This window comes from Streptomyces sp. BK79, assembly GCF_044142145.1.
In the GTDB taxonomy this organism is placed as follows: Bacteria; Actinomycetota; Actinomycetes; order Streptomycetales; family Streptomycetaceae; genus Streptomyces.
The window spans coordinates 172,210-198,002 of the sequence record NZ_JBHVOC010000009.1; the positions used below are offsets into that span (position 1 = coordinate 172,210).

Sequence of the window (25,793 nt, forward strand, 5' to 3'; positions counted from 1 at the left end):
CACTCCCCCGAGCAACGCGTCGTACGCGCGCACCCCCGGGCCGGATCCGATGATGTGATCACATCAGATCTTGCCAACGAATCGCTAACATGTGGCCAACGGTTCTCCGTTGGCGAGCGGATCGCCGTGACGCAGAGGGCCGAGGCGGACCGGCGGAGGACCGCCGTGCGGAAGGTGGTAGGGCGGCGTGGAACGTGACCGCCTGCGGTTCGGGCTGCTGGGACCTCCGGTCCTCTACGGCGCCGGTGCCGTGCCCGTCCGGGCTCCGGCGGCCGCCGCGGATTCCGGTCCCATGGCCGCCCGCGTGCCCGTCTCCGTCCCCGCCCCGATTCCCGTCGCCAGTCCCAAGGCCCGTGCCCTGCTCGCCGCGCTGCTGCTGGAGGCGGGGCGGGCCGTGTCCGTCGAGTCGCTCAAGGACGCGCTGTGGGGGGCCTCCCCGCCGGCGTCCGCGCAGGCCTCGCTGCACAATCACGTGACCCGGCTGCGACGGCTGATCGGCGAACCCGGCCGACTGCGCACCGTGCCGGCCGGATACCTCCTGCGGGTCGGGGAGGGAGAGCTGGACGTCCACGTCTTCGAGGCCCTTGCGAGCGAGGCGCGTGCCGCGCACGCCGTGGGGGACTGGACGCGGGTCGTGCGCGCGGGCTCGGCGGCGTCGGCGCTGTGGCGGGGGGTGCCGCTGGCCGGGCTGCCGGCCGAGGTGGGCGGGTACGCGTTCGTCCGGCGGCTGCGGGAGACGCGGCTGCTGCTCACCGAGTGGTGCTACGACGCCGAACTGGCCGTGGGCGGCGCGCGGCTGGAGAGCCTCGTACCGGAGCTGGCGGCACTCGCCGCCGAGCATCCGCTGCGGGAGGCGTACCACCGACAGCTGATGCTGGCCCTGCACCGCACCGGACGGCGGGCCGAGGCGCTGGCCGTCCACCGGGATCTGCGTGCCCGGCTCACCGAGGAGCTGGGCATCGAGCCCGGCCCCGCCGTGCGGGAGGCGCATGTGGAGGTGTTGCGGGAGGCGCATGTGGGGGTGCTGCCGGAGGCGCGTGTGGAGCGGGACGGCTGCGTCCCGCGGGCGGCCGGTGGCGGTGGGGTGCCCGTAGGCCCCGTTCCGGTGTCCGAGGTGCCCGAGGTGTCCGAGGTCAGTCCGCCGCCGCCGGCGCAACTGCCGCCCTCACCCCCGTACTTCATCGGGCGCGCGGACCTGAGGGGCGAGCTGGTCCGTGCCCTCGCGCCCGGCTCGCATCCCCGCGTCGCCGTCGTCAGCGGCATGGCCGGTGTCGGCAAGAGCGCGCTCGCGCTCCAGGTCGCCCATACGTTGAAGGAACGTTTCCCCGACGGGCAGCTCTACCTCAACCTGCACGGCGCCACCCCCGGCATGTCCCCGCTGACCTCGGAGCAGGCCCTCACCGCGCTGCTCCGCGACCTCGGTGCCGATCCCCGGCTCGTCCCCGAGCGGCCCGACGCGGCGGCCGCGTTGCTGCGCTCGCTGCTCGCGCCGACCCGCACGCTCATGCTGCTGGACGACGCCGGAAGCGCCGCGCAGATACGCCCCCTGCTGCCGGCGGGCCCCGGCTGCGCGGTGATCGTCACCAGTCGGTCGCCGCTCACCGCACTGGACGGCGCCCACCGCTTCCGGCTCGCGCCCCTGTCCGCCGCGGAGAGTGCCGCGCTGCTGCGCACGGCCTCCGGGCGGGCGGAACCCGGCGCTCCCGCCGACCCCGCCGACTCTCCCGGGCCCCTCGGCGGGCTGGACGCCGAGCACCCCCTCGTCGAGCTGACCGGGCGCCTCCCCCTGGCTCTGCGGGTCGTCGCCGCCCGCCTCGCCGCGCGCCGTGCCCTCACCCCCGACGTGCTCGCCGGTCAACTGGCCGCGACCGGAGGGCGGCTGAACCACCTGGAGTACGACGACCTGAGCGTGCGCCGTTCCCTCGCGGTCGCCCACGACGCGCTCGCCGCGTCCGACCGCGAGGCCGACCGGGACGCGGCCCTCGCGCTCCGCCGTATCGGCGCCCTCGACCTGCCCGCGTACGGGGCTCCGCTGCTGGCCCGTCTCCTCGCCACCGACGAGCGGCGCGCCGAGGCCGCGCTCGACCGTCTCGTGGACGTGGCCCTGCTGGACGAGACCGCGTACGGCCGTTACGCCCCGCACGACCTGGTGCGCGAGTTCGCCCGGGAGATCGCACGCGGCGACGCCGACGGTACGCGGGCCACGGTCGGTACCGCCCTGCGCTGGTACGCCGCCGTCGCCGAGCGCGTCCTCACCGCGATCGTCGAACCCGGCATCGACCAGGACGACCGTCGCCGCCCCACGGCCGCGCAGCCGTCCGGGCACGAGGCGGAGGTCGCCTCGGTCGCCCCCTTCGACCGGCCCGAGGACGCCTTCTCCTGGCTCGACCTGGAGCTGGGGAACGTGATCGCCCTCGCCGAGCGCTACGGCCGCGACGCCGGGGAGGTCCGCGACGCCGGGGAGGCCGGAGAGGCCGGAGAGGCCGGGGAGGCCGGGGAGGCCGGGGAGGCCGGAGAGGCCGGGGGCGCCGGGGATCTCGCCTCCCTCGCCCGCCTCCTCTTCCCCTGCGCCCAGCGCAGCGGCCGGGTGGCCGAGATGGAGGTGCTGGGCCGGGTGGCCCTCCGTCTCGCGCGGCGCCACGGGGACACGGCCGCCGAGGCGTACGCGCTGGGCGACCTCGCGGGCCTGCACTTCCTGACCGGACGGCACGGTGAGGCGCTCGCGCTCAACGAGCGCTCGCTCGCGCTGTGGCGGCGGCTCGGGACGGTCACCCGGATCCGTCGCTGCCTCAACAACAGCGGCCTGCTCCTCGAAAAGCTCGGCCGGCACGACGAGTCGGCCGAGGCGCTGCGCCAGAGCCTCGCGTACTCGAAGCGGTTGAACGACCCGTGGGGTGAGGCGGTCACCCATCAGCATCTCGGCAACCTCCACGAGCACACCGACCCGCGCGCCGCGATCGAGCAGCACCGGCGTTCGCTGGCCATCGGGGACGAGATCGGCAACGTGATCGTGCAGCACTCGGCGCACTGCAACATCGGCTACGCGCACCTCACGCTCGGCGAACCGGCGGCCGCCGCCGAGCACTTCGAGCAGAGCCTGCGCATCCTGGGCGGGCACGGCGACTGGCACGGCGAGTCCCAGACCCGGCTCGGCCTGGTCCGCGCCCTGCGCCTGCTGGGCCGTACCGAACGGGCCCTGGACGAGTGCGCCGAGCTGCTCGGCCGCGCCGACGCCCGCGCCGACCGCTACACCGGGGGCCTCGTCCGCCACCAGTACGGGCTCCTGCTGCGGGAGCGGGGCCGGGACGACGAGGCGTACGGGCAGTGGCGGACGGCGCTGGCCGCGCTCGACGCGACGGACGCGAGGGCGGTGGCGGGGGAGTTGCGGGAGCTGCTGGCCGACGACCCCGGGCACGGCGCCCCCGGTCGGTGAGGGCCGGTCATTTGGCGTCCGCGTAGCACTCCACCACCGCCGTCGTGAACGGGAACCGCACCGGCGTCCGCCCGAACGTCAGCTCTCCCGCCAGCTCGGCCGCCCGGCGGATCGCCGCGACGACGTCCTCGGCCTCCTCGGCCGGACAGTGCACGATCACCTCGTCGTGCTGGAAGAAGACCAGCTCGGCCGCCATGCCCGCGCAGGCCCGCCGCAGCGCGGCGAGCAGCAGCAGGGCCCAGTCGGCGGCGCTGCCCTGGACGACGAAGTTACGGGCGAAGCGGCCCCGCGCGCGGGTGTTGCCGGAGGCGTAGCCGGGCACCCACTCCTGCGCCTGGCCCTCCTGTGCCCGGTCCCGCGGGTCGGCGGGGTCCTCCTGCGGAAGGCCCGCCTCCTCGGCACCGTCGGCCGCGCCGGCCGCCGGCGGGCAGGTGCGGCCCAGCCAGGTCCGCACCAGCCGCCCCTCCTCGCCCGCGCGGGCCGCCTCGTCGACGTACGCGACCGCCCGGGGGAAGCGGCGTCTGAGCGCGGCGAGGTTCTTCAGGCCGTCGCCGGAGGTCTGGCCGTAGACCGCGCCGAGCACGGCGAGCTTGGCCTGGTCGCGGTCGCCGGAGAAGGCGCGGTCGGAGACGGACTGGTAGAGGTCGCTCTCGCGGCCGGCCACCTCCATCAGGCCGGGGTCGCGGGAGATCGCGGCCAGGACGCGCGGCTCCATCTGGTCGGCGTCGGCGACGACCAGCCGCCAGCCCGGGTCGGCGACGACGGCCCGCCGGATCACCTTGGGGATCTGCAACCCGCCCCCGCCGTTGGTCACCCAGCGGCCGGTGACGGTGCCGCCGGCCAGGAACTCCGGGCGGAACCGCCCGTCGCGCACCCAGTCCTGGAGCCAGGACCAGCCGTGGGCGACCCAGACGCGGTACAGCTTCTTGTACTCGATCAGCGGTTTCACGGCCGGGTGGTCGACGGACTCGAGCTCCCACCGGCGGGTGGAGCCGACCTTGATCCCGGCCTGCGCGAACGCCTTCACCACGTCGGCGGGCAGGTCCGGCCGGACCCGGCGCCCGAACGCCGCCGACACCTCCTCCGCCAGCTCGGCCAGGCGGCGCGGCTCGCCCCCGCCCGCGTACCGCTCGCCGAGGAGGCCGTGGAGCACCGCGCGGTGCACGTCGGCCCGCCAGGGCAGCCCGGCGCGGTTCATCTCGGCGGCGACCAGCATCCCCGCCGACTCGGCGGCCGTCAGCAGCCGCATCCGGTCGGGGTGCGCGGACCGGTCGTGCCGGCGCTGCTGCTCGGCGTAGACGGCGAGGAGGTCGTCCAGGGGCGGGTGGGCGCCCTGGGGTTCGAACAGCGGGGTCTGCGCGCCCGGCTCGGCGGAGCGCTGCGGCGGGTCGGGCGGGACGGGCCCGCCGCGCAGCCGGGCCAGGGCGGCCGCCGCCGAGCGCGGCTGTCCGTACCGCCCCTCGTGGCCGAGCAGGAGGGTCTCGGCGGCCTCCACGTCGTAGCACCGCTCCACGCGGACCCCCGCCGCGAGCAGCCGGGGCGCGATCTCGGCGGTGGAGCGCCACACCCAGCGCGCGACGTCCGGCCGGCTCCGCACGGCGCCGGCGAGGTCGGCCTCGCGCCGCACCGGTCCGGCGGGCAGGCCGTCGGGGCCGAGGGGGGCGACCTCCACGCCACCGTCCTCGGCCACGGCGAGTGCCCACCGGTCGGCCATGTCGCGAGTGTCGCAGGCGGGTCTGACAACGGCCTGCGGTCCGGCCCGGCGACAGCTCCGCGACGACCCGCGACAGCCCCGCGACGGCCCCGCGACAGCTCCGCGACCGCGACCGCGATCGAGCCCGCGCCTGCGAGCGGCCCCCGGCGCGGGCTCAGCCCTCGTTCTCACCCCCGTCCCCGTCCCCGTCCCCGTCCCCGTCCCCGCTCCCGTCCTCGCCGCCTTCCGGCCGCTGGACCTGGAGCTGCGAGAGCACCTTGGTGATCCACTCCTCGGTCCGCGCCTTGGTGATGCCGAGGCCGCTGAGGACACCCTCGCCGTTCTCGTGCTCCAGCAGGGCGAGCAGGAGGTGCTCGGTGCCGATGTAGTTGTGGCCGAGGCGGAGGGCCTCGCGGAAGGTGAGCTCCAGGACCTTCTTGGCCGCCGGACCGTACGGCACCAGGTCCGGGGCCTCCTCGACGGCCGGCGGGAGTGCCGCGGTGGCCGCCGCGCGGACCGCGTCGAGGGTGACACCCTGGTCGGCGACGGCCTTGGCGGCGAGGCCGTCCGGTTCGGCGAGCAGACCGAGCACGAGGTGCTCGGGCAGGCCCTCGGCGTGATGGGCGGCCTGCGCCTCGTTGTGCGCGGCCATCACCACGTTGCGGGCGCGCGGCGTGTACCGGTTGAAGCCCTCGTTCGGATCGAGCGCGGCGGACTCCTTCGGCACGAAGCGCTTCTGCGCCGCCTGCCGGGTGACGCCCATGCTCCTGCCGATGTCCGTCCAGGAGGCGCCCGAGCGCCGCGCCTGGTCCACGAAGTGACCGATGAGGTGATCGGCCACCTCACCGAGGTGCTCGCCGGCGAGGACGGCGTCCTGGAGCTGCTCGAGGGGCTCCGCGTGCACCTTCTTGATCGCGGTGATGAGTTCGTCGAGGCGTACGGATGACGTGATGCGCGGGTTCGTCGTCATGTGTCAACCGTAGGTTGCCTCTACCGCACTGTCAACCAGTAGTTGACAGTGGTTGACGCCCGGGCGCCTCACCTTGGGGTCGAGCCCGGAAGGCCCCCACCGCCAGGTACGGCAGGACGGCCCGGCCGGCCGTGGCACCATCGCCGGGTGAGTACGCCCAGCACCGTCGCCCGTGCCTTCGAGACCGCCCTGTACGACGCCGAGGACGACGCCCTCGACACCGCGGCCTCCCTGCTCGCGGCCGATCCGTCGGCGGACGCCGAGCTGGCCCGGCGCGGTGAGGAGTTCGTGGCCACGGCCTGGCGGCGCGGCTGGCAGCCCGCCGACCTCGTACGGATCGTCCGGCGCGAGCTGGACGACGTGCACGTCCGGCTGGTGGCGGCGCTGATCCGGGCCCAGGCACCGCACGACCGCCCGCGCGGCCCCCGCTGGGCGGCGCAGCTCGACGGCGTACCGGACCAGGCGCCGCCCCGCACCGACCGCTTCACGCACGCCACGGCCGTACTGGAGCTGTACCGCCTGCTGCTGCGCCTGCCCGTGCTGGAGCCCCTGGACGGGAGTGAGCCGGGCCGGCCGGGGGCGCCGGGGGAGGCGTCGCGCCGGGAGGCCCGGCCTCAGTCGCGCGCCCTCGCCCGCATCCGCGCGCTGCTCGCCAAGGCCGAGGCGACCGGGTACCCGCAGGAGGCGGAGGCGCTCAGCGCCAAGGCGCAGGAGCTGATGGCCCGGCACAGCGTCGACGCGGCGCTGCTGTCGGCCCACGCGGCCTCGCCCGACGTCCCGGGGGCCTGCCGGATCGGGGTGGAGCAGCCGTACGAGCAGGCCAAGGCGGTGCTGCTGGACGCGGTGGCGGACGCGAACCACTGCCGGGCCGTGTGGAACGAACCCCTCGGCTTCTCCACCGTCGTCGGCTTCGAGGCCGACCTGGAGGCGGTCGAACTCCTCTACACCTCGCTGCTGGTGCAGGCCGAGACCGCCATGACGAAGGCGGAGGCCGCGCAGCGCGCCGGCGGGCGCAAGCGGACCAAGTCCTTCCGTCAGTCGTTCCTCGCCGCCTACGCCCACCGCGCGGGCACCCGGCTCCGGGCGGCGGCCGAGGCGGCCACCGCCGGGACGACCGCCGGCACCGGCCCGGCGGCGGGCGTGGACCTCCTGCCGGTGCTGGCCTCCCGCGAGGTCGCGGTCACCGAACGCCTGGAGGACCTGTTCCCGCGTACGACGACGACCCGCCTGCGCGGCGCCGCCGACGCCGCGGGCTGGAACGAGGGCACCCGCGCGGCCGACCACGCCCGGGTGGACCGCCGACGGCTCCTGGGATAGGCCCCGGTCGCGGCCCTGCTCAGCCCCTGCCGCCCCTGCTCGGCCCTCGCCGTCCCGCTCGGCCCCCGCGTCCCCGCTCAGTCCCCGGTGCGCAGGAACGGGCCCACGGTGGCGTCCGGCGTGCCGTCCTGCGTCGTGGCCACGTCGCCGTACGACCAGGGGAAGCGGTGGGTGGCGGTGTCGCCGGGCAGGGCGAACTCCGCCGACCGCACGGCGAGGCCGGCGGCGCCGTCGGCCTCACCGCGGACGTACGTGAGGGTGAAGGACGCCGTTCCCCCTTCGGCGAGGGTCAGGCGCGGTGCCGTGGCCGCCTCGTCCGCGGGGACCTCCGCCGCGGTGCCGCCGGCGGTCAGGGTGACGGCGGGGTAACCGTCGAGCGCGCACGCCGGGCCGGGGTTGGCGAGGGTCACGGAGACGGTGCCCGTGTCCCCTGCGGCGGGGGCCGGGCTCGGCTCGACGCCCACCTCCATCTCCCCGACGCGGCAGGCGCCGCCACCACGGTCGTCGGTGCTGCCGCTGCCGCTGGCGTTGCTGTTGTTGCCGCCGCTGCCGCTCCCGCTGCTGCCGCCGCCGTCGTCGCAGGCGGTCAGGAGGAGCGCCGCGGCCAGGGCGACGGCAGCGGCGGCGGTGACGGTGGCGGGTCGGGCGGAGCGAGCGGGTCGGGCGGGGCGAGCGGGGCTGGTGGTGCGCACGGGAGAGTTCCTCCGGGAGTGGTTCAGGAGCCGAGGCCGGCCGTCGGGAGTCCGGGCGGCAGCGATCCGCCCTCGGACTTGGTGTACGTCTCCTCGCCGAGGCCGCCCTGCCACGTCACCTTGAGCGACGTCCCGGAGACCGACTCCACGGTGCCGGTCGCCCGGTCGTCGCTGCCGTCGGTGCACTTCAGGCGGAGCGTACGGGTGCCGGCGTCCTCTTCGGCAGTGCCGCTGCACACGGTCCCGCCCGTGGCGAACAGGGCGGCCTTGTCACCGGTGACCATCAGCGCGACGGCCTGGCCGTCGGTGGTGGCCAGCCAACTGCCCTCCAGCTCACCGGAGGACGGCGAACCGCCCGTGCCGCCGTCCGTGCCGGCGCTCGCCGACGCGCTGGGCGCGGCCGAGGACGTGCCGCCCCCGGTGCTCCCGCCGTTGCCGCCGCCCGAGCCGTCGTCGGAGTCGCCGCCGTCGGTGCACGCGGTCAGCGCCAGCGCGCCGGCCAGTCCGACGGTCACGGCGGCGGCCCGCACGGCCCGTCGCGCCGCCCACCGCCCGCGCGCACCCCGTCCCCGCGGCACGAGCCCGCGTCGTGCGCGTCGTTCGCTTCCTTCGCGCCCTTCGGCGGTCGCCGTGCGCGTCGTGCTCGCCGTACTCTCCGCAGTCACCAGTGTCACCGGAAGCTCCAAGCAGTAGCCGGACGGCCGGTTCGGCCCAAGACAGCCGCAAGCTACCAGGAGGACTTGCGAACCCCCGGCAGATGTCCGGCGTGTGCCTGCCCGCGCAGGTTCACCCGGGACAGGCCGAAGGCGCGGAAGTAGCCGCGCGGGCGCCCGTCGACCTGGTCGCGGTTGCGGACGCGCGTGGGGCTCGCGTCGCGGGGCTGCCGGCGCAGTTCCCGCTGGGCGGCGAGCCGTTCGGCCTCCGTCGAGGAGGGCCGGCGGACGATCTCCTTCAGCTCGGCCCGGCGCGCGGCGTACCGGGCGACGGTCTCCCGCCGCTGCTCGTTCTTCGCGATCTTGCTCTTCTTCGCCATCGTCTCCTCAGCCCTTCAGTTCTCCGACAGCTCTGTGGTTCTCCGACAGGCCTGTGGTTCTCCGGCCGTTCGGCCGTCTCAGACCTTCACCCCGCGCGCGCGGATGCGCGCCACGGCCGCCTCGACGCCGATCGTGTCGACCGTCCTGATCCCCTTCGTGCTCAGCCGCAGCCGTACGTGGCGGGCCTCGCTCGGGAGCCAGTAGCGCTTGGTCTGGATGTTGGGGTCGAAGCGGCGGGAGGTCCGCCGGTGGGAGTGGGAGATGCGGTTGCCGAAGCCGGGCCGGGCGCCGGTCAGCATGCAGTGGGCGGACACGGTGACGTACCTCTCTTCCGGACCGGGAGGTCCTAGCTGTTAATGGAATTCATTTTCAGTAAGATACCAGCATGGCACTCAACGAACTCCGCCCGGTCATCAAACTCCGGTCCACCGCCGGGACCGGCTTCACCTACGTCACCCGCAAGAACCGCCGCAACGACCCGGACCGGCTGACCCTGCGCAAGTACGACCCCGTCGCCGGCCGCCACGTCGACTTCCGAGAGGAGCGCTGAGCCGCCGTGCGCAAGGGAATCCACCCCGAGTACCGCCCGGTCGTCTTCCGCGACCGCGCCGCGGACTACGCCTTCCTCACCCGCTCGACCATGACCGGTGAGCGCACGATCGAATGGGAGGACGGCAACACCTACCCGGTCGTCGACGTCGAGATCTCGAACGTCAGCCACCCCTTCTACACCGGCACCGCCCGCGTCCTGGACACGGCGGGCCGCGTGGAGCGCTTCGAGCGGCGGTACGGGAAGCGGGACGGCGCATGAGCCGCCCCGACCTCCCCGCCCTCCCCGTGGTGATCGTCGGCGGGCTGCACGCCGACGCCCGCCGCGCGACCGTGGCGCGGCTGCTGGCCGACGTGCCCGGCAGCGTCGTCCTCCACCACGACTTGGCGACGGCCGCCGCGGGCACGGTCGTACGGACCGTCCGGGACGCCACCGGCGTCCTCTCCGCCGGTGAGGCCCCCTTGGTGAACGACTGCGCCTGCTGCGCCCTGCGCGAGGACCTCGTCCCCGAGCTGCGGCGGCTCGCGGACGCCGGGGGCACGCCCCTCGCGGTCGTCGAGCTGTGGGACTCCGTCGAGCCCAAGGCGATGGCCGAGGTGGTGACCGCCGGCGGCTTCACCGTCACCGGCGTGATCACCGCCGTGGACCCGGCCCTGGTGCTGCCGTACCTGGGCAACGGCGACGACCTCGCCGAGGGCGGCCTCGCCGCGGCGGCCACCGACCAGCGCACCGTCGCCGACACCTTCGCGCGGCAGCTGGAGTACGCCCCCGTCCTCGCCCTGGCCGAGTCGCTGCCCGGCTCCCCGGAGGCCGACGACGAGGACCGCGAGCTGCTGGCCCAGCTGCACCCGACGGCCCGCCGGGTCCCGCTCGGCCACGTGGACCCGGGCGCACCACCCACCCCCGGGCGCCCGACCGGACCTTCGTCCGCCCCCGAAGCCACCCCCGAAGCCGCCCCCGAGCCCGCCCCCGCGCGTTCGGAGCTGGCCCGGGCCGCCCTCGCCGGCTTCGACGTGGAGGCCGCGGCCGCCGCCCAGCACCCGGCGTGCGCCCTGCTCCCCGCCGAGGCCGACGCGCACGGTGTCGCCACCCTCGTGTGGCACCGCCGCCGCCCCTTCCACCCGGAGCGGCTGTACGCGGCGCTGGAGGACCTGACCTGCGCCGCCGCCCGCAGCCGGGGCCGGTTCTGGCTCGCCGACAAGGCGGACACGCTGCTGCACTGGGACGCCGCCGGCGGTGCCCTGTGCGTGGAGAGCGCGGGGCCCTGGCTCGCGTCGCTGCCCGACGCCGCGTGGGAGATGGTCCCGCCCGTGCGCCGCGCCGCCGCCGCGCTGGACTGGCACCCCGAGCACGGCGACCGCTGCCAGCACCTGGTCTTCACGTCCCCCGGCCTCGACCGCGACGGCCTGGAACGGCTCCTGGAGTCCTGCCTGCTGACCGACGACGAGTACGCCGCCGGGCGGGCCGCCTGGCAGCGGCTGCCGTCCGCCTTCGACGCCTTCCTGGAGGTCTGACACCCCATGCCCCGCAAGAGCGACCGCCGGCCCGCCCGGCAGCGCCCCAACCCGCTGGACCAGGCCGGAGTGACGTACATCGACTACAAGGACACCGACCTGTTGCGGAAGTTCATCTCCGACCGCGGCAAGATCCGCAGCCGCCGCGTCACCCGCGTGACGTCCCAGCAGCAGCGGCAGCTGGCCAGGGCGGTGAAGAACGCGCGCGAGATGGCTCTGCTGCCGTACGCGGCGCGCTGAAGGCGCCGGCCCGCGCCCCGCGCGGGCGGCACGCCGACGTCACACCGGGGGCCCGCTCGACCGGAGCGGGCCCCCGGTGTCGTCGCATGTCGTTGCATGTTTGACGAATCCGCGGGCATACGGGGGAACGTCTCCGGCGGACCCGGCGTCCAAGAGAGCAAGGGCTTTCGGGTAAAGCGGCCGTCAAGGCTGTAACCGCGGGGCCACTGCGCGTGCACGTGCATTTGCTCATGCATCCGCACGTGAACAGGGTTATGATCCGGATCAGTTGACCATGCATCAATGGCCACATCAGCCAGTGCACCACCGGGGAGCGACCTGTGGACCACGACGTGTACGACGTGTACGCCGCTGACGCCGCGTCCGGCGTGTACAACGGCATGACCGCCACGCAGTTGCACGACGTGGCCTGGCAGAAGAGCCGGCACAGCAATTCGCAGGGCTCCTGCGTGGAGTTCGCGAGGCTGCCCGACGGCGCGGTGGCGGTGCGCAACTCCCGCTTCCCCGACGGGCCCGCGCTCGTCTACACCCGCGCCGAGATCGAGGCCATGCTGCTGGGCGTCAAGGACGGCGAGTTCGACCACCTCGTCGCGAGCTGACCGCGCGCCGGCCGGGGGCGGCTGGGGGCGGCCGGACTGACACGCGTAGATCCGCGGCACGCAGGGGCGCCACGGCCCCCGTCACGGCCGAGGCCGGTGGTCCCCGTCATTCGCCGGCCCGCTCCGGGCGGCCCCGGGCTGCGGGAGCCGGAACAGCGCCCAGACGACCTTGCCGTCGAGCGTGCCGGCCAGCGGGTGCCAGCCCCAGCTGTCGCTGAAGGAGTCGACGAGGAACAGGCCGCGGCCCGACTCCGCCGAGAAGTCGTCCGCCTCGCGGGCCACCGGGCTGTCGTGACTGGGGTCGCGCACCGCGCACACCAGCCGCTCGGTCCAGCGCATCAGGTGCAGCCGCACGGGGCCGTTGTGCTCGGCCTGCCGGAGGGTGGCGGCCGGCAGCGCGTGCCGCAGGGCGTTGGTGACGAGTTCGGAGACCACCAGGCAGACGTCGTCGAAACGGTCGCCTATGTCCCAGCCGTCGAGCGTTCTCCGGGTGAACCCCCGGGCCTCGCGCACCGCTTCGAAGCGCGGCGGGAGGGCGCAGGAGGCGGCGTTGGAGACGGCCGCGGGGTCGAGTGGCGGAAGGCCCTGCCGTAACGGCTCGAGCATGGTCGATCCATTCGTCCCCATGCGAGGCACTCCCGGGAATTCGCGGTCGTAGCGATGCGGCGCGGTGGTGCGGGACCATGGTTTCGGATGCGTACCGCAGATGCAAGGGCAGATGCACGTGCACGTGACCGAAATGGACCTGCCCGTACCGCTTGTTGGTCAATTTTTCCGTCATCTTCGCCCCTCCTTCATCTCCGGCGACGACCGGTTTCCGTCCGTTGTGGGGGTGGTCCTGTGCGATTCCTTTGGCTCGATTCCGTTTCCGTAACCGGACGAGTACTGCTCGGAGTGTTTTAGTGGCAGACTTCGGCCCCTGAAGACGGTTGGGGAGGCTGGCGAACGTGAGCGCGGGAGAGCCCGGATCGGTGGTGCGGCGCATGCTGCTCGGATCACAACTCAGGCGACTGCGTGAGACGCGGGGGATCACGCGGGAGGCGGCGGGCTATTCGATCCGCGCCTCCGAGTCGAAGATCAGCCGGATGGAGCTGGGCCGGGTGAGCTTCAAGACGCGGGACGTCGAGGACCTGCTGACGCTGTACGGCATCACGGACGAGCAGGAGCGCGACTCCCTGCTCTCCCTGGCCAAGGAGGCCAACGTCGCGGGCTGGTGGCACAGTTACTCCGACGTGCTGCCCCACTGGTTCCCCACCTATGTGGGCCTGGAGGGAGCGGCCTCGCTGATCCGGGTCTACGAAGTGCAGTTCGTGCACGGCCTGCTGCAGACCGAGGAGTACGCCCGCGCGGTCGTCCGGCGCGGCATGAAGGGCGCCGGCGAGGCGGACGTGGAGCGGCGGGTGGCGCTGCGCCTGGAGCGCCAGAAGCACCTCGTCGCCGAGAACGCCCCCGAGTTCCACATCGTCCTCGACGAGGCCGCGCTGCGCCGCCCGTACGGGGACCGCGCGGTGATGCGCGGACAGCTCCAGCACCTGATCGAGATGTCCGAGCGGCCCAACGTGCGGCTCCAGGTGATGCCGTTCGGCTTCGGCGGGCACTCCGGCGAAAGTGGCGCGTTCACGATCCTCAGCTTCCCCGAGTCCGACCTGTCGGACGTCGTGTACCTGGAGCAGCTCACCAGCGCGCTGTACCTGGACAAGTCCGAGGACGTCACCCAGTACGAGACGGCGCTCAAGGAGCTCCAGCAGGACAGCCCGGGGCCGGACGAGAGCCGGGACCTCCTGCGGGGGCTCCTCCAGCTCTCCTGAGCCGCCTCCGGGGCCCTCGGGGGCCCTCGGGGATCTCTCCAACTTCCCTTAAACATCAGTACGATGACGCGCAGTCAGGCGGCTCGCTCGCGGCGGCTGCGGCAGCTAGGGGATTGAGGGATCACATGTCGTCGTACTTCACCGACCTCGCCCAGCAGTACATCGACGGCGAGTGGCGTCCGGGCACCGGCTCCTGGGACATCATCGACTTCAACCCGTACGACAACGAGAAGCTGGCGTCGATCACGATAGCCACCGTCGACGAGGTCGACGCCGCCTACCGGGCCGCCGAGCGCGCGCAGAAGCAGTGGGCGGCGACGAACCCGTACGCCCGCCGCGCGGTGTTCGAGGCGGTGCTGCGCCTCGTCGAGGAGCGTGAGGCGGAGATCAGCGAGGCGATCGTCGCCGAGCTGGGCGGCACCCGCCTGAAGGCCGCCTTCGAGCTGCACCTCGCCAAGGAGTTCCTGCGTGAGGCGGTGCACCTGTCGCTGGCGCCCGAGGGGCGGATCATCCCGTCCCCGGTCGACGGCAAGGAGAACCGCGTCTACCGGGTGCCGGTCGGTGTCGTGGGCGTCATCAGCCCCTTCAACTTCCCCTTCCTCCTCTCGCTGAAGTCGGTCGCCCCGGCCCTCGCCCTCGGCAACGGCGTCGTCCTCAAGCCGCACCAGAACACGCCGGTCGTCGGCGGCACCCTGGTCGCGAAGCTCTTCGAGGACGCCGGACTGCCGGGCGGCCTGCTGAACGTGGTCGTCACCGACATCGCGGAGATCGGCGACGCCTTCCTGGAGCACCCGGTCCCCAAGGTGATCTCCTTCACCGGCTCGGACAAGGTCGGCCGCCACGTCGCCACCGTGTGCGCCGCGCACTTCAAGCGCTCGGTCCTCGAACTGGGCGGCAACAGCGCCCTGGTGGTCCTCGACGACGCCGACGTGGACTACGCGGTCGACGCCGCCGTCTTCAGCCGCTTCGTCCACCAGGGCCAGGTCTGCATGGCCGCCAACCGCGTCCTGGTCGACCGCGCGGTGGCCGACGAGTTCACCGAGAAGTTCGTCGCCAAGGTGAAGACCCTCAAGACCGGCGACCCGAGCGACCCGTCCACCGTCATCGGCCCGGTGATCAACTCCTCGCAGGCGGACGCGCTGTCCGGCGTGGTCGAGCAGGCGCTCGCCGAGGGTGCGACGGCCCTGGTGCGCGGCACGACCACGGACAACGTCGTCGAGCCCTCGGTCCTGACCGGTCTGCCCGCCGACTCCGCCCTGCTGCGGCAGGAGGTCTTCGGCCCGGTCGCCTTCCTCGTCCCCTTCGACGGCGAGGAGGAGGCCGTGCGCCTGGTCAACGACACCCCGTACGGCCTGAGCGGCGCCGTGCACACCGGGGACGTCGAGCGCGGCGTGAACTTCGCCAAGCGGATCGACACCGGGATGTTCCACGTGAACGACGGGACCGTGCACGACGAGCCGATCGTGCCCTTCGGCGGTGAGAAGCACTCCGGCATCGGCCGCCTGAACGGCGACACCATGCTGGACGCCTTCACGACCCAGAAGTGGATCTCGGTGCAGCACGGCCGCAGCGGGTTCCCGTTCTGATCCCGGCACCGGGCGCCGGGCCGGCCACCCGCGGGTGCGGCGCCCGGGCCGCGGTGGCGGCCCCCTAATCTGGACCTCATGTCAGTGATCCGACTCCTGGTGCTCGGCGCGGTCCGCCAGCACGGGCGGGCCCACGGCTACCAGGTGCGCAACGATCTGGAGTACTGGGGCGCGCACGAGTGGTCCAACGCCAAGCCCGGCTCGATCTACCACGCGCTGAAGCAGATGGCCAAGCAGGGCCTGCTGCACGCGCACGAGATCGCCCCCTCGACCGCCGGCGGCCCGCCGCGCACCGAGTACGAGATCACCGAGCAGGGCGTCGACGTGTACTTCTCCTTGCTCAGGGAGTCGCTGACCGCCTACGACCAGAAGCCGGACGTGCTCTCCGCCGGGCTCGGTCTGATGGTCGACCTCGAACGCGACGAGGTGCTGGCGCTGCTGGAGGAGCGGGTCGGGGCCATCCAGAAGTGGCGCAGGTCCGTCACCGAGTACTACACGCCCGAGGAGGGCCCCGAGCAGCTCGGCCACATCGGCGAGATCATGAACCTCTGGGTGCACTCCGCCGACACCGGCGCCGAGTGGACCCGCGCGCTCATCGACCGCATCCGCGGTGGCGCGTACACCTTCGCCGGTGAGGGCGAGCCGTTCGTCGGCGTCCTCGGCGAGGGGGAGGAGAACCCGTTCTCGACGGGAGAGCGGCATCCGGGAGACCGCGACTAATCAAGTTTGACTAAGCCGATGGGCGGGCATACGCTCACGGGCTGGTAGTCAAGTTTGACTAATCGAGGGAGTGGCAGTGACCGAAGCGGCGATCACCGTCGACGGGGCACGCAAGAGGTACGGCGACAAGAACGCGCTGGACGGACTCGATCTCACGGTCGCCCGGGGCACGGTGCACGGCGTCCTGGGTCCGAACGGCGCGGGCAAGACGACCCTGGTCCGCATCCTGTCCACCCTGCTGCGCCCCGACGCGGGCCGGGTCGAGGTGGCCGGTCACGACGTCGTCACCGAGGCGTACGCCGTGCGCCTGCGCATCGGCCTGCTCGGCCAGCACGCGGCGCTCGACGAGGAACTCGGCGGCCGGCAGAACCTGGAGCTGTTCGGCCGCCTGCACCACCTGGGCGCCCGGCGGGCCCGCGCGCGTGCCGACGAACTCCTCGCGCGCTTCGACCTCGCCGACACCGGACGCAAGCCGGTCAGCGCCTACAGCGGCGGCATGCGGCGCCGCCTCGACCTCGCCGCGTCCCTGATCACCGAACCGGAGGTGCTCTTCCTGGACGAACCGACCACCGGCCTCGACCCGCGCGGCCGCGCGGAGGTGTGGAACTCGGTCCGCTCCCTGGTCGGCGGCGGCACGACGGTCCTGCTCACCACCCAGTACCTGGAGGAGGCCGACCAGCTCGCCGACCGCATCTCGGTCGTCGACGCCGGCCGGGTCGTGGCCGACGGCACGGCGGACGAGCTGAAGAGCGCCATCGGCGGCGACCGCGTCGACGTCGTCCTGCGCGACGCCGGCCAACTGGGCGCCGCGCTGGCCCTGCTGCCGCTCACCGGCGTCCGCGTCGACCCCGACCGACGGCTGCTCAGCGCCCCGGTCACCGACCGCATGGCGGCCCTCTCCGGCGTCGTACGGGCGCTGGAGGAGGCCGGGCTCCAGGCGGAGGACGTGGCGCTGCGCCGGCCGACCCTCGACGAGGTGTTCCTGCACCTCACCGACCGCACGAAGGAGGCCGTGTGAGCACGGGCACCGTGACACCCGCGACGTACGCCCTGACCGACTCCTGGACCATGACCCGGCGCGAACTGGCCCGCTGGGCGCGGCAGCCCGTCGCGGTGGTCGTCAACCTGGTCTTCCCGGTGATGATGCTGCTGATGTTCGGCTACCTGGTCGGCGGCGGCCGGGGCGTCAGCGGCGACTACGTCGACTACCTCATCCCCGGGATGCTGGCCCTCACCATGGCCTTCGGCCTGGAGGGCACCATGGTCGCCGTCACCCGGGACCTCGACAAGGGCGTCGTCGACCGCTTCCGCTCCCTGCCGATGACCAACGGCGCGGTGCTGGTGGGCCGGTCGGCCGCCGACATGCTCCAGTCGGTGCTCGGCCTCGCCGTGCTGATCGCCGTCGGGTACGCGCTCGGCTGGCGGACGCACGGCGGCCCCGGCGCCTTCCTGGGCGCCGTCGGCCTGCTGCTCCTCTTCCGCTTCGCGATGCTGTGGATCGGCATCCACCTGGCCCTGGTGGCCGGGAAGCCGGAGCTGGTGACGGCGGTGCAGATCCTGGTCTGGCCGGTCGGCTTCCTCTCCAACGCCTTCGCCACGCCCGGCTCCATGCCCCACTGGCTGGGCACGGTCGTCCAGTGGAACCCGATGTCCCAGACCGCCACGGCCGTACGCGACCTGTTCGGCGGCCCCGGCGGCGAGAGCGGCCACGTGTGGGCGGCGGTGGCCTGGCCGCTGGCCCTCCTCGCGGTGTTCTTCCCGCTGGCGGTACGGAGGTTCGCGCGGCTCAGCCGCTGACCCGCTAGTGGTGGAACCCGGTGGCCGCCCCCTTGTCCCGGGTCAGGGGGCGCGGCTGCCGGCGCAGCTCGGGCAGCAGCCGCTCCAGATCCTCCAGCAGCAGGTCCGCCATGTCCGCCGAGAAGCCGTTGCGGCACACCACGCGCAGCACCGACAGGTCCTCCCGGTGCGGCGGGAAGGTGTACGCGGGCACCAGCCAGCCGCCCTCCCGCAGCCGCCGGGACACGTCGAACACGTCGTACGCGCGCACGTCGTCGGCCGTCGTGAAGGCGAAGACGGGCAGCTGGTCGCCGCGCGTCAGCAGCCGGAAGTCGCCGAGCGCCGCCACCCGCTCGGCGAGCCCCCGGGCGATGTCCCGCGACGCCTGCTGCACCGCGCGGTAGCCGTCGCGGCCCAGCCGCAGGAAGGTGTAGTACTGCGCGACCACCTGCGCGCCCGGCCGGGAGAAGTTCAGCGCGAACGTGGGCATGTCGCCGCCCAGGTAGTTGACCCGGAAGACCAGCTCCTCGGGCAGCGCGGCCGCGTCCCGCCACAGCGCCCAGCCGACGCCGGGGTAGACGAGGCCGTACTTGTGCCCCGAGGTGTTGATCGAGGCGACCCTCGGCAGCCGGAAGTCCCACACCAGGTCCTCGTCGAGGAAGGGCGCGACCATGCCGCCCGAGGCGCCGTCGACGTGCACCGGGACGTCGAGGCCGGTGCGCTCCTGGAGGGCGTCCAGGGCGGCGCACAGGTCGGCGACCGGCTCGTAGGACCCGTCGAAGGTGGAGCCGAGGATGCCGACGACGCCGATGGTGTTCTCGTCGCACAGCCCGGCGGCGGCCTGCGGGTCCAGGTGGAAGCGGTCGCCCTCCATCGGCACCTGCCGGGCCTCCACCTCCCAGAAGTTGCAGAACTTCTCCCAGCAGACCTGGACGTTCACGCCCATCACCAGGTTGGGCCGCACGTCCTTCGCCGGGTACCGGTCCGCGTTGCGCAGCGCCCAGCGCCGCTTCAGCGCCATGCCGGCCAGCATGCACGCCTCGCTGGAACCGGTCGTCGAGCAGCCCACCACCGCCGACGGGTCGGGCGCGTGCCACAGGTCGGCGAGCATCGCCACGCAGCGCCGCTCCAGCTCGGCGGTGTGCGGGTACTCGTCCTTGTCGATCATGTTCTTGTCCCGGCACTCGCTCATCAGCACCCCGGCCTGCGGCTCCATCCAGGTGGTGACGAAGGTGGCCAGGTTGAGGCGCGCGTTGCCGTCCAGCATCAGCTCGTCGTGGACCAGCCGGTACGCCGTCTCCGGGGGCAGCGGGGAGTCGGGCAGCCGGTGGGCCGGGGGCGCCTCGGTCATGCCGCCGAGCGGGTTGGTCGCGCCGTGGAAGGGGTTCACGGCGAGCCGGCGCCGGTCACGGTCGTCGACGTGGGACGCGTGGGGGCCCTGAGACGGGGGGCCCTGAGACGGGGGGCCCTGATGCAATGGCATGGAGTCGACGGTAGGTCCGGGCACCGGGCCCCGCACCCGGGCTTGCACCTCACGTCACGTGAGGCGGCAGCGTGGAGGGCGTCACAGAAGGGAGCGGAAGTGAGCTACTCCGTGGGACAGGTCGCCGGCTTCGCCGGAGTGACGGTGCGCACCCTGCACCACTACGACGACATCGGCCTGCTCGTACCCGGCGAGCGCAGCCACGCGGGCCACCGGCGCTACAACGACGCCGACCTCGACCGGCTGCAGCAGATCCTGTTCTACCGGGAGCTGGGCTTCCCGCTCGACGAGGTCGCCGTCCTGCTCGACGACCCGGCCGCGGAACCGCGCGCGCACCTGCGCCGCCAGCACGAACTGCTGACCGCCCGGATCGAGAGGCTGGAGAAGATGGCGGCGGCCGTGGAGCACGCCATGGAGGCACGCAGCATGGGCATCAACCTCACGCCCGAGGAGAAGTTCGAGGTCTTCGGCGACTTCGACCCCGACCAGTACGAGGAGGAGGTGCGGGAACGCTGGGGCGACACCGACGCCTACCGCCAGTCGCGGCAGAAGACCGCCTCGTACACCAAGGAGGACTGGCAGCGCATCCAGGACGAGGCCGACGAGCTCACCCGGCGCTTCGTCGCCCTGATGGACGCCGGTGAGCCCGCCGGCTCCGAGGCGGCCATGGACGCCGCCGAGGACCACCGGCAGGGGATCGCCCGCAACCACTACGACTGCGGGTACGAGATGCACACCTGTCTGGGCGAGATGTACGTCTCCGACGAACGTTTCACGCGAAACATCGACGCCGCCAGGCCGGGCCTCGCCGCCTACATGCGCGACGCGATCCTCGCCAACGCCGTCCGCCACACCCCCTGAGCGGTGGCCGTGGCCCGGGTCTCACTCCCGGGCCACGATCACCGCCGTCCCGTACGCGCACACCTCGGTGCCCACGTCCGCCGCCGACGTCACGTCGAAGCGGAACGCCAGCACCGCGTTGGCCCCCCGCGCGCGTGCCTGCTCGACCAGCCGCTCCATCGCCTCGTTGCGGGTCTCCACCAGCGTCTTGGTGAGCCCGCGCAGCTCACCGCCGACCATCGACTTCAGCCCGGCGCCGATCTGGCTCCCCAGGTGCCGGGAGCGCACGGTCAGTCCGAAGACCTCCCCGAGCACCTCCTGCACGCGGTGACCCGGCAGGTCGTTCGTGGTCACGACGAGCACCTCGGGCCCGGGGCCCTGTCCGCCGCCGTATTCTTCGATTCCCATGGTTCTCAGGCTTCCCCGGGCGGACCCACGGTGCACCCCGAGGAGACCGGTGGAACCTGGAACCCGACGGCTGCGTTGATACGTTTGGGCAGCCAGTCCCAGCCCGCCTCCCCCAGCAGCAGGAGCCACAATCCCGTGACCACGCTTGCGCTCGGCCCCGAGTGGCTCAGCCCGGACTATCTGATCGAGACCTTCGCCCTGCCCGGCATCCTGCTCATCGTCTTCGCCGAGTCCGGTCTCTTCGCGTTCCTGCCCGGCGACTCGCTGCTGTTCACCGCGGGCCTCTTCGTCGCCGAGGGCGAGTACATCAGCGAGCCGCTGTGGCTGGTGTGCGGCCTGATCGTGCTGGCCGCCGTCATCGGCGACCAAGTCGGTTACATGATCGGCAAGTTCCTCGGTCCCAAGCTCTTCAACCGGCCGAACTCCAAGCTCTTCAAACAGGAGAACCTGGAGAAGGCCCACGAGTTCATGGAGAAGTACGGGCCCAAGGCGATCGTCCTGGCCCGCTTCGTGCCCATCGTGCGCACCTTCGCCCCCATCGTGGCCGGCGCCGGCCGCATGAAGTACCGCACGTTCCTCACGTACAACGTCATCGGCGGTGTGGCCTGGGGCTCGGGCGTCACCCTCGCGGGCTACTGGCTCGGACAGATCGAGTTCATCCGCACCAACGTCGAGCCCATCCTGGTCCTGATCGTCGTCGTCTCGGTCGTCCCGATCGCCGTCGAGTACCTGCGCGAGCGCAAGAAGAAGAAGGCCGCCGCCGCGGCCGGCCCGCAGCCGACGCCGATGCAGCAGCACCAGCAGTACCAGCAGCCTCAGCAGTACCAGCCGCAGCCCGCGTACCCGGTCATGGACGATGCGACGACCCAGCTCCGCCGCGTGGACCCGGAGCCGCAGCACCCCCAGCAGTACGGCCAGAGCTACGGCAACCAGGGCTACGGCGACCAGGGCTACGGTGGCGACCAGCCCTACGGCCAGGAGCAGCCCTACGGCGGGCAGCAGCCGTACGCGCAGCCGTACCCGCAGGGCCACGGCCGGCAGCCCTACGGCGACCAGCAGGGCGGGCAGCAGTACCCCTACAACCAGGGGCGCTGAGACCCGGCTCGGAGGGGGGCGGGGGTCCTAGAACCCCCGCGTCCGCTTCGCCGCCCGGCGTCCCGCCGCACTCGCCGCGCCCGGCACCTTCAGGAACAGCCGCGAGATCTCCCCGCCGAGGTTCACCCCGATGGCGATGGCCATCGCGAGCGCCACGGCCTTGGACAGCGACAGCAGCCCCGCGTCGACCTCGCTCTGCGCGATCGCCAGCAGTCCGAAGTACGTCGCCGAACCGGGCAGCAGCGGCCCGATCGCGGCGGTCGTGTAGGGCAGCGCCGACGCGAACCGGTACCGGGACATCAGCTGCCCGAACAGGCCCACCAGGCCCGCCGCCGCGGCCGTGGAGGCCACCGGTGAGATGTCGCCGACGTAGTGCATGGCGCCGTACACGCACCAGGCGACGCCGCCGTTCAGGGTCACCGCCAGCACGGTGGATCGTTCCTGCTGGAGCAGGACCGCGAAGGCCAGCGACAGGAGCATCGAGGCGAAGATCTGCACGACCGGATCGTCGCCCGAACCCAGCGCCGCGTCCGGGTTGAGCTTGGCGCCCAGCTGGACGCCGAAGTACAGCACGATCAGCACCCCGCCGACGATGCTGACGAAGAAGTACATGACCTCCAGCAGGCGCGCGGCGGCGGTGATGTAGAAGCCGGTCAGCCCGTCCTGCACCCCCGCGACCAGCGCCCGCCCCGGCAGCAGCGCGAACAGCCCACCGGTGATGACCGCGGACGCCTTCACGTCGACGTGCGTCAGCGTCAGCGCGATGCCGATCGCGGCCGGCGGCATCGCGGCCACCGCGAACTGGTAGAACTCCGGCAGCCCGCGCCCCGCGCACAGCCACGCCAGCCGGTCGCCGAGCATCGCGCCGAACAGGGCGGCGAAGAACACGATCACGTCACCGCCGACGAGCAGGGAGGCCGCGCCCGCCAGCAGACCGCTCGCCGTGGTCAGCACCCAGGTGGGGTACGGGTGCCGGTTGCGCCGGATCTCCGCGAGGCGCCGGTATGCCTCCTCCAGGGAGATGTGCGTCTCCGGGTCGCTGAGGTCGTCCACCAGCTGGAAGACGGCCGCGAGCCGGGTGTAGTCGGTGCCCCGGCGGCGTACCGTCCGCGACGCCGTCACCGGGTCCTCGACCAGGGACGGCTGGTGCGAGATCGACAGCAGGGTGAACGTGACGTTCGGTTCGCAACGGTCCAGGCCGTAGGAGCGGCAGACGGCGAACATGGCCGCCTCCACGTCCTCGGCGCCCTCACCGCCCGCCAGCAGCAGCTCTCCGATACGCAGCGTCAGGTCGAGCACGCGCGGCACGGCGGGGCCGGTCTCGTCGTCGTGCCGCTGCGGCGTCTCGGGCGCGGGCCGCTCGGCGACCGGCATGCGCAGCATCGCGCGCATCCGGTCCTGCCAGGGCACGTCCTTGGTCAGGCTCACCAGCGGGACGCCGCTCGCCGGCGTGAAGGCGGTCGGCGCGGTCCACGCGCTGTACGTGCTGGGTGTGCTGAACGCCGACCCCTCGGACTCCGCCGGTGCGGCCGGGGGCACGTCCAGCCCCTCGGGCAGCGCGAACTCCGAGGTCGTCTCGGACTCCGTGGGGGTGTGCCGCGGCACGGCCAGCCCCTGCGGGATCTCGAACTCCGACGTCGTCGAGGACTCGCCGTCGAGCGACCCGGCGACCCCACTGGGCGGCCGGAAGGCACTGCGCGCCTCGTCCGACTGCGGCTTGCGGTCTTCCGCCTCCGTCACCTGCGCAACGCTCCCTGGGACCTCGTACGACACACCCCCTTGTAGCCCTCAGTATGCGCGGGCAAACGTGAACGAACCGCACGCGCCCGCGTGCGGTTCGTTCACGAAAGGGGGCTCAGGATGCGGGCTCAGTGGCCGCCCTGCTCCTTGAAGCGCTTGTAGGAGCGCTCGATCTCGATCTCGGCGTCCTGGCGGCCCACCCAGTTGGCGCCCTCGACGGACTTGCCGGGCTCCAGGTCCTTGTAGACCTCGAAGAAGTGCTGGATCTCCAGGCGGTCGAACTCCGAGACGTGGTGGATGTCACGCAGGTGCTCCACACGCGGGTCGGTCGACGGCACGCACAGCAGCTTGTCGTCGCCGCCGGCCTCGTCCGTCATCCGGAACATGCCGATCGCGCGGCAGCGGATCAGGCAGCCCGGGAAGGTCGGCTCGTCCAGGATGACCAGCGCGTCCAGCGGGTCGCCGTCCTCGCCGAGGGTGTTCTCGACGAAGCCGTAGTCGGTCGGGTAGGCGGTCGAGGTGAACAGGCGGCGGTCCAGGCGGATACGACCGGTCTCGTGGTCCACCTCGTACTTGTTCCGCGAACCCTTCGGGATCTCGATCGTGACGTCGAACTCCACCGGACGCTCCTCCATGATCAGCACATAGTTCTGGTGGTTAAGTGTCCCTCACGCAGGTGTGTGATCGCGAAAGGGGCTGGTGGTAGTGCCAGAGCTGAGGCCTTGGCGGGCCGCGGGACCGCGTGTGGCGCGGGCCGCGGCCGCCGTCCGTCCGCGTCTCGCACGTGCCGGGCGGGCCGCCGCACCACGCCTCGCGCGGTTCGCACGGGCCACGGCGCCGCAGCTCACCCGGGTCACGAGGCCGAAGACCTGGCACTACACCGCCGGTGCCGCCACGGCCGGACTGGCACTGGCCGCCGGTGTGGTGACCGCCGCCGGTCCCTGGGACTCCACGGGTCAGCGTACGGCCGAGCGGGACCGGGCCGTCGCCCTGGAGCGCACGGGTGGCGCAGATCACGGCCGCGGACCCGGCGGCTCCGGTACGGCCCCCGGATCGCCCCGCCCCGCGCCGAGCGCCGCCTCCGTCCTGGCCGGCCTCGGCGGCGCCTCCGCGCCGGACGGCGCCGAGGCGGCGCCGGGCGGCGAGACCTTGGCGGACGTCCTGGGCCCGCTCCTGGATGACCCGGCGCTCGGCGCCCGCCGCGCGGCGGCCGTCGTCGACCTCACCACCGGCGAGCGCCTGTACGGCCTGGACGCCGACGCGCCCCTCACACCCGCCTCCACCACCAAGATCGCCACCGCCGTCGCCGCGCTCACCGCCCTCGGCCCCGACCACCGCCTCACCACCCGCACCGCCCTGGAGGCCGACACCGGCGAACTCGTCCTGGTCGGCGGCGGCGACCCCACGCTCACCGCGCGCGAGGACGCCCGGGGCCTCGCGAGCCTGCGCACCCTCGCCGCGAGGACCGCCGACGCCCTGGAGGAGCGGAAGGTGCGCCGGGTGACGCTCTCGTACGACACCTCGCTCTACGCCGGTACGGAAATGCACCCGATCGGGGTCAACGAGAACCTCGCGCCGGTCACCGCCCTGATGGCCGACGAGGCGCGTACCGACGACTCCACCAGCGGTCCCGTGACCCGCGTGCCCGACCCGGCCGCCGACGCCGCCCGCGCCTTCGCCGGGTTCCTCGAGGAGCACGGCGTCACCGCGTCGGCCCCCGGCCCCTCCAAGGCCACGGACCGGGCCGACACCCTCGCCACCGTCTCCTCGCCCCCGGTGTCGGCGCTGGTCGAGCGGATGCTGACCCACAGCGACAACGACCTCGCCGAGGCCCTGGCCCGCCACACCGCCCTGGCGTCCGGCGAACCCGCCTCCTTCGACGGGGTCTCCCGGGCCGTCGCCGCCCGCCTGAAGCAACTGGGCCTGCCCGTGCGCGGCGCCCGCTTCCACGACGGCAGCGGCCTGGACCGCACCGACCGGATCACCGCCGGCCTCCTCGCCGCCCTGCTCGCCAAGGCCGCCGACCCGGCCCGCCCCGAGCTGCGCCCGGCCCTCACCGGCCTGCCCGTGGCCGGCTTCACCGGCACGCTGGCCGGCCGGTACGCGGACGGCGCGGCCGGCCTCGTCCGCGCCAAGACGGGCACCCTGACGGGCGTCAACACCCTCGCCGGCACGACGGTCACCGCCGAGGGCCGCCTCCTGGGCTTCGCCTTCCTCACCTCGGACACGACGGACGCGTGGGCGGCCCAGACGGCCCTGGACCGGGCGGCGACGACCCTGGCGTCGTAGCTCCCC

26 protein-coding genes are annotated in these 25,793 nt (G+C 73.4%); 15 read left to right on the top strand and 11 right to left on the bottom strand.

Annotated features, from left to right (window positions below; translation table 11 throughout):
• The first annotated feature begins 187 nt into the window (after nucleotides 1-187).
• Nucleotides 188-3,433, top strand: a complete 3,246-nt coding sequence (locus tag ACFIF2_RS13735) for a BTAD domain-containing putative transcriptional regulator (protein ID WP_395572885.1) — start codon at nucleotides 188-190, stop codon at nucleotides 3,431-3,433.
• 7 nt (nucleotides 3,434-3,440) lie between these two features.
• Here the strand turns inward: ACFIF2_RS13735 and ACFIF2_RS13740 are convergent, their stop codons facing one another.
• On the bottom strand, nucleotides 3,441-5,147 hold the full coding sequence (locus ACFIF2_RS13740) for a bifunctional 3'-5' exonuclease/DNA polymerase (protein WP_395572886.1): 1,707 nt from the start codon (nucleotides 5,145-5,147) through the stop codon (nucleotides 3,441-3,443).
• Between the two features lie 154 nt (nucleotides 5,148-5,301).
• A complete protein-coding gene (locus ACFIF2_RS13745; RefSeq protein WP_395572887.1) occupies nucleotides 5,302-6,096 on the bottom strand; it encodes a Clp protease N-terminal domain-containing protein in 795 nt (264 codons plus the stop codon).
• 147 nt (nucleotides 6,097-6,243) lie between these two features.
• Between ACFIF2_RS13745 and ACFIF2_RS13750 the strand changes: the two genes are divergently transcribed.
• On the top strand, nucleotides 6,244-7,413 hold the full coding sequence (locus tag ACFIF2_RS13750; protein ID WP_395572888.1) for a DUF2786 domain-containing protein: 1,170 nt from the start codon (nucleotides 6,244-6,246) through the stop codon (nucleotides 7,411-7,413).
• Nucleotides 7,414-7,490: 77 nt separating this feature from the next.
• On the opposite strand, the gene ACFIF2_RS13755 is transcribed toward ACFIF2_RS13750, so the two are convergent.
• The 4 genes from ACFIF2_RS13755 to rpmB all read right to left on the bottom strand — a co-directional run bounded on the left by ACFIF2_RS13755 (nucleotide 7,491) and on the right by rpmB (nucleotide 9,453).
• Nucleotides 7,491-8,105 (bottom strand): DUF4232 domain-containing protein, encoded by a 615-nt coding sequence (locus ACFIF2_RS13755; protein ID WP_395572889.1) that lies wholly within the window; start codon nucleotides 8,103-8,105, stop codon nucleotides 7,491-7,493.
• A 23-nt stretch (nucleotides 8,106-8,128) separates the two neighbouring features.
• Nucleotides 8,129-8,620 carry a hypothetical protein gene (locus ACFIF2_RS13760; protein WP_395572890.1) on the bottom strand — a complete coding sequence of 164 codons (492 nt, stop codon included), beginning with the start codon at nucleotides 8,618-8,620 and terminating at the stop codon, nucleotides 8,129-8,131.
• 212 nt (nucleotides 8,621-8,832) lie between these two features.
• Entirely contained in the window at nucleotides 8,833-9,138 is a 306-nt protein-coding gene (gene rpsN / locus ACFIF2_RS13765; RefSeq protein ID WP_395572891.1) for a 30S ribosomal protein S14, read from the bottom strand.
• A 78-nt stretch (nucleotides 9,139-9,216) separates the two neighbouring features.
• Complete coding sequence (gene rpmB / locus ACFIF2_RS13770) at nucleotides 9,217-9,453, bottom strand: 50S ribosomal protein L28 (RefSeq protein WP_395572892.1); 237 nt, start codon at nucleotides 9,451-9,453, stop codon at nucleotides 9,217-9,219.
• Between the two features lie 71 nt (nucleotides 9,454-9,524).
• On the opposite strand from rpmB, the gene rpmG reads away from it, so the two are divergent.
• From rpmG to ACFIF2_RS13795, 5 genes are all read left to right on the top strand, one after another.
• On the top strand, nucleotides 9,525-9,689 hold the full coding sequence (gene rpmG / locus ACFIF2_RS13775; protein WP_395572893.1) for a 50S ribosomal protein L33: 165 nt from the start codon (nucleotides 9,525-9,527) through the stop codon (nucleotides 9,687-9,689).
• Between the two features lie 6 nt (nucleotides 9,690-9,695).
• A complete protein-coding gene (locus ACFIF2_RS13780) occupies nucleotides 9,696-9,950 on the top strand; it encodes a type B 50S ribosomal protein L31 (protein ID WP_395572894.1) in 255 nt (84 codons plus the stop codon).
• On the top strand, nucleotides 9,947-11,203 hold the full coding sequence (locus ACFIF2_RS13785) for a CobW family GTP-binding protein (protein ID WP_395572895.1): 1,257 nt from the start codon (nucleotides 9,947-9,949) through the stop codon (nucleotides 11,201-11,203). Before ACFIF2_RS13780 ends, ACFIF2_RS13785 begins: the two co-directional genes overlap by 4 nt.
• 6 nt (nucleotides 11,204-11,209) lie before the next feature.
• Nucleotides 11,210-11,443 (top strand): 30S ribosomal protein S18, encoded by a 234-nt coding sequence (gene rpsR / locus ACFIF2_RS13790; protein ID WP_395572896.1) that lies wholly within the window; start codon nucleotides 11,210-11,212, stop codon nucleotides 11,441-11,443.
• A 320-nt stretch (nucleotides 11,444-11,763) separates the two neighbouring features.
• On the top strand, nucleotides 11,764-12,042 hold the full coding sequence (locus tag ACFIF2_RS13795) for a DUF397 domain-containing protein (protein ID WP_395572897.1): 279 nt from the start codon (nucleotides 11,764-11,766) through the stop codon (nucleotides 12,040-12,042).
• An 81-nt stretch (nucleotides 12,043-12,123) separates the two neighbouring features.
• Here the strand turns inward: ACFIF2_RS13795 and ACFIF2_RS13800 are convergent, their stop codons facing one another.
• Nucleotides 12,124-12,648 (bottom strand): ATP-binding protein, encoded by a 525-nt coding sequence (locus tag ACFIF2_RS13800; protein WP_395572898.1) that lies wholly within the window; start codon nucleotides 12,646-12,648, stop codon nucleotides 12,124-12,126.
• A 377-nt stretch (nucleotides 12,649-13,025) separates the two neighbouring features.
• On the opposite strand from ACFIF2_RS13800, the gene ACFIF2_RS13805 reads away from it, so the two are divergent.
• From ACFIF2_RS13805 to ACFIF2_RS13825, 5 genes are all read left to right on the top strand, one after another.
• Nucleotides 13,026-13,850, top strand: coding sequence for a helix-turn-helix domain-containing protein (locus ACFIF2_RS13805; RefSeq protein ID WP_395572967.1), 825 nt, complete (start codon nucleotides 13,026-13,028; stop codon nucleotides 13,848-13,850).
• A 125-nt stretch (nucleotides 13,851-13,975) separates the two neighbouring features.
• Entirely contained in the window at nucleotides 13,976-15,436 is a 1,461-nt protein-coding gene (locus ACFIF2_RS13810) for an aldehyde dehydrogenase family protein (protein ID WP_395572899.1), read from the top strand.
• 78 nt (nucleotides 15,437-15,514) lie between these two features.
• Complete coding sequence (locus ACFIF2_RS13815; protein ID WP_395572900.1) at nucleotides 15,515-16,156, top strand: PadR family transcriptional regulator; 642 nt, start codon at nucleotides 15,515-15,517, stop codon at nucleotides 16,154-16,156.
• 76 nt (nucleotides 16,157-16,232) lie between these two features.
• Nucleotides 16,233-17,174: an ATP-binding cassette domain-containing protein gene (locus ACFIF2_RS13820; protein ID WP_395572901.1), complete on the top strand. Its 942-nt coding sequence runs from the start codon at nucleotides 16,233-16,235 to the stop codon at nucleotides 17,172-17,174.
• A gap of 50 nt (nucleotides 17,175-17,224) precedes the next feature.
• Nucleotides 17,225-17,953 (top strand): ABC transporter permease, encoded by a 729-nt coding sequence (locus ACFIF2_RS13825; RefSeq protein WP_395572968.1) that lies wholly within the window; start codon nucleotides 17,225-17,227, stop codon nucleotides 17,951-17,953.
• A gap of 4 nt (nucleotides 17,954-17,957) precedes the next feature.
• On the opposite strand, the gene ACFIF2_RS13830 is transcribed toward ACFIF2_RS13825, so the two are convergent.
• On the bottom strand, nucleotides 17,958-19,415 hold the full coding sequence (locus ACFIF2_RS13830; RefSeq protein ID WP_395572902.1) for a glutamate decarboxylase: 1,458 nt from the start codon (nucleotides 19,413-19,415) through the stop codon (nucleotides 17,958-17,960).
• A gap of 99 nt (nucleotides 19,416-19,514) precedes the next feature.
• Between ACFIF2_RS13830 and ACFIF2_RS13835 the strand changes: the two genes are divergently transcribed.
• Nucleotides 19,515-20,276, top strand: a complete 762-nt coding sequence (locus ACFIF2_RS13835) for a MerR family transcriptional regulator (protein WP_395572903.1) — start codon at nucleotides 19,515-19,517, stop codon at nucleotides 20,274-20,276.
• 21 nt (nucleotides 20,277-20,297) lie between these two features.
• Here ACFIF2_RS13835 and ACFIF2_RS13840 read toward each other — a convergent pair whose 3' ends face one another.
• Entirely contained in the window at nucleotides 20,298-20,663 is a 366-nt protein-coding gene (locus ACFIF2_RS13840; protein WP_395572904.1) for a YbjQ family protein, read from the bottom strand.
• Nucleotides 20,664-20,798: 135 nt separating this feature from the next.
• Between ACFIF2_RS13840 and ACFIF2_RS13845 the strand changes: the two genes are divergently transcribed.
• The gene (locus ACFIF2_RS13845) at nucleotides 20,799-21,758 is read left to right on the top strand and encodes a VTT domain-containing protein (protein WP_395572905.1); all 960 of its coding nucleotides are present in this window, start codon (nucleotides 20,799-20,801) and stop codon (nucleotides 21,756-21,758) included.
• Between the two features lie 27 nt (nucleotides 21,759-21,785).
• Here the strand turns inward: ACFIF2_RS13845 and ACFIF2_RS13850 are convergent, their stop codons facing one another.
• Together ACFIF2_RS13850 and ACFIF2_RS13855 are read right to left on the bottom strand one after the other, a co-directional pair.
• On the bottom strand, nucleotides 21,786-23,498 hold the full coding sequence (locus tag ACFIF2_RS13850; RefSeq protein ID WP_395572906.1) for a threonine/serine exporter family protein: 1,713 nt from the start codon (nucleotides 23,496-23,498) through the stop codon (nucleotides 21,786-21,788).
• Between the two features lie 128 nt (nucleotides 23,499-23,626).
• Entirely contained in the window at nucleotides 23,627-24,118 is a 492-nt protein-coding gene (locus tag ACFIF2_RS13855; protein ID WP_395572969.1) for an inorganic diphosphatase, read from the bottom strand.
• A gap of 124 nt (nucleotides 24,119-24,242) precedes the next feature.
• Between ACFIF2_RS13855 and dacB the strand changes: the two genes are divergently transcribed.
• The gene (gene dacB / locus ACFIF2_RS13860) at nucleotides 24,243-25,787 is read left to right on the top strand and encodes a D-alanyl-D-alanine carboxypeptidase/D-alanyl-D-alanine-endopeptidase (protein ID WP_395572907.1); all 1,545 of its coding nucleotides are present in this window, start codon (nucleotides 24,243-24,245) and stop codon (nucleotides 25,785-25,787) included.
• The last annotated feature ends 6 nt before the right edge of the window (nucleotides 25,788-25,793 follow it).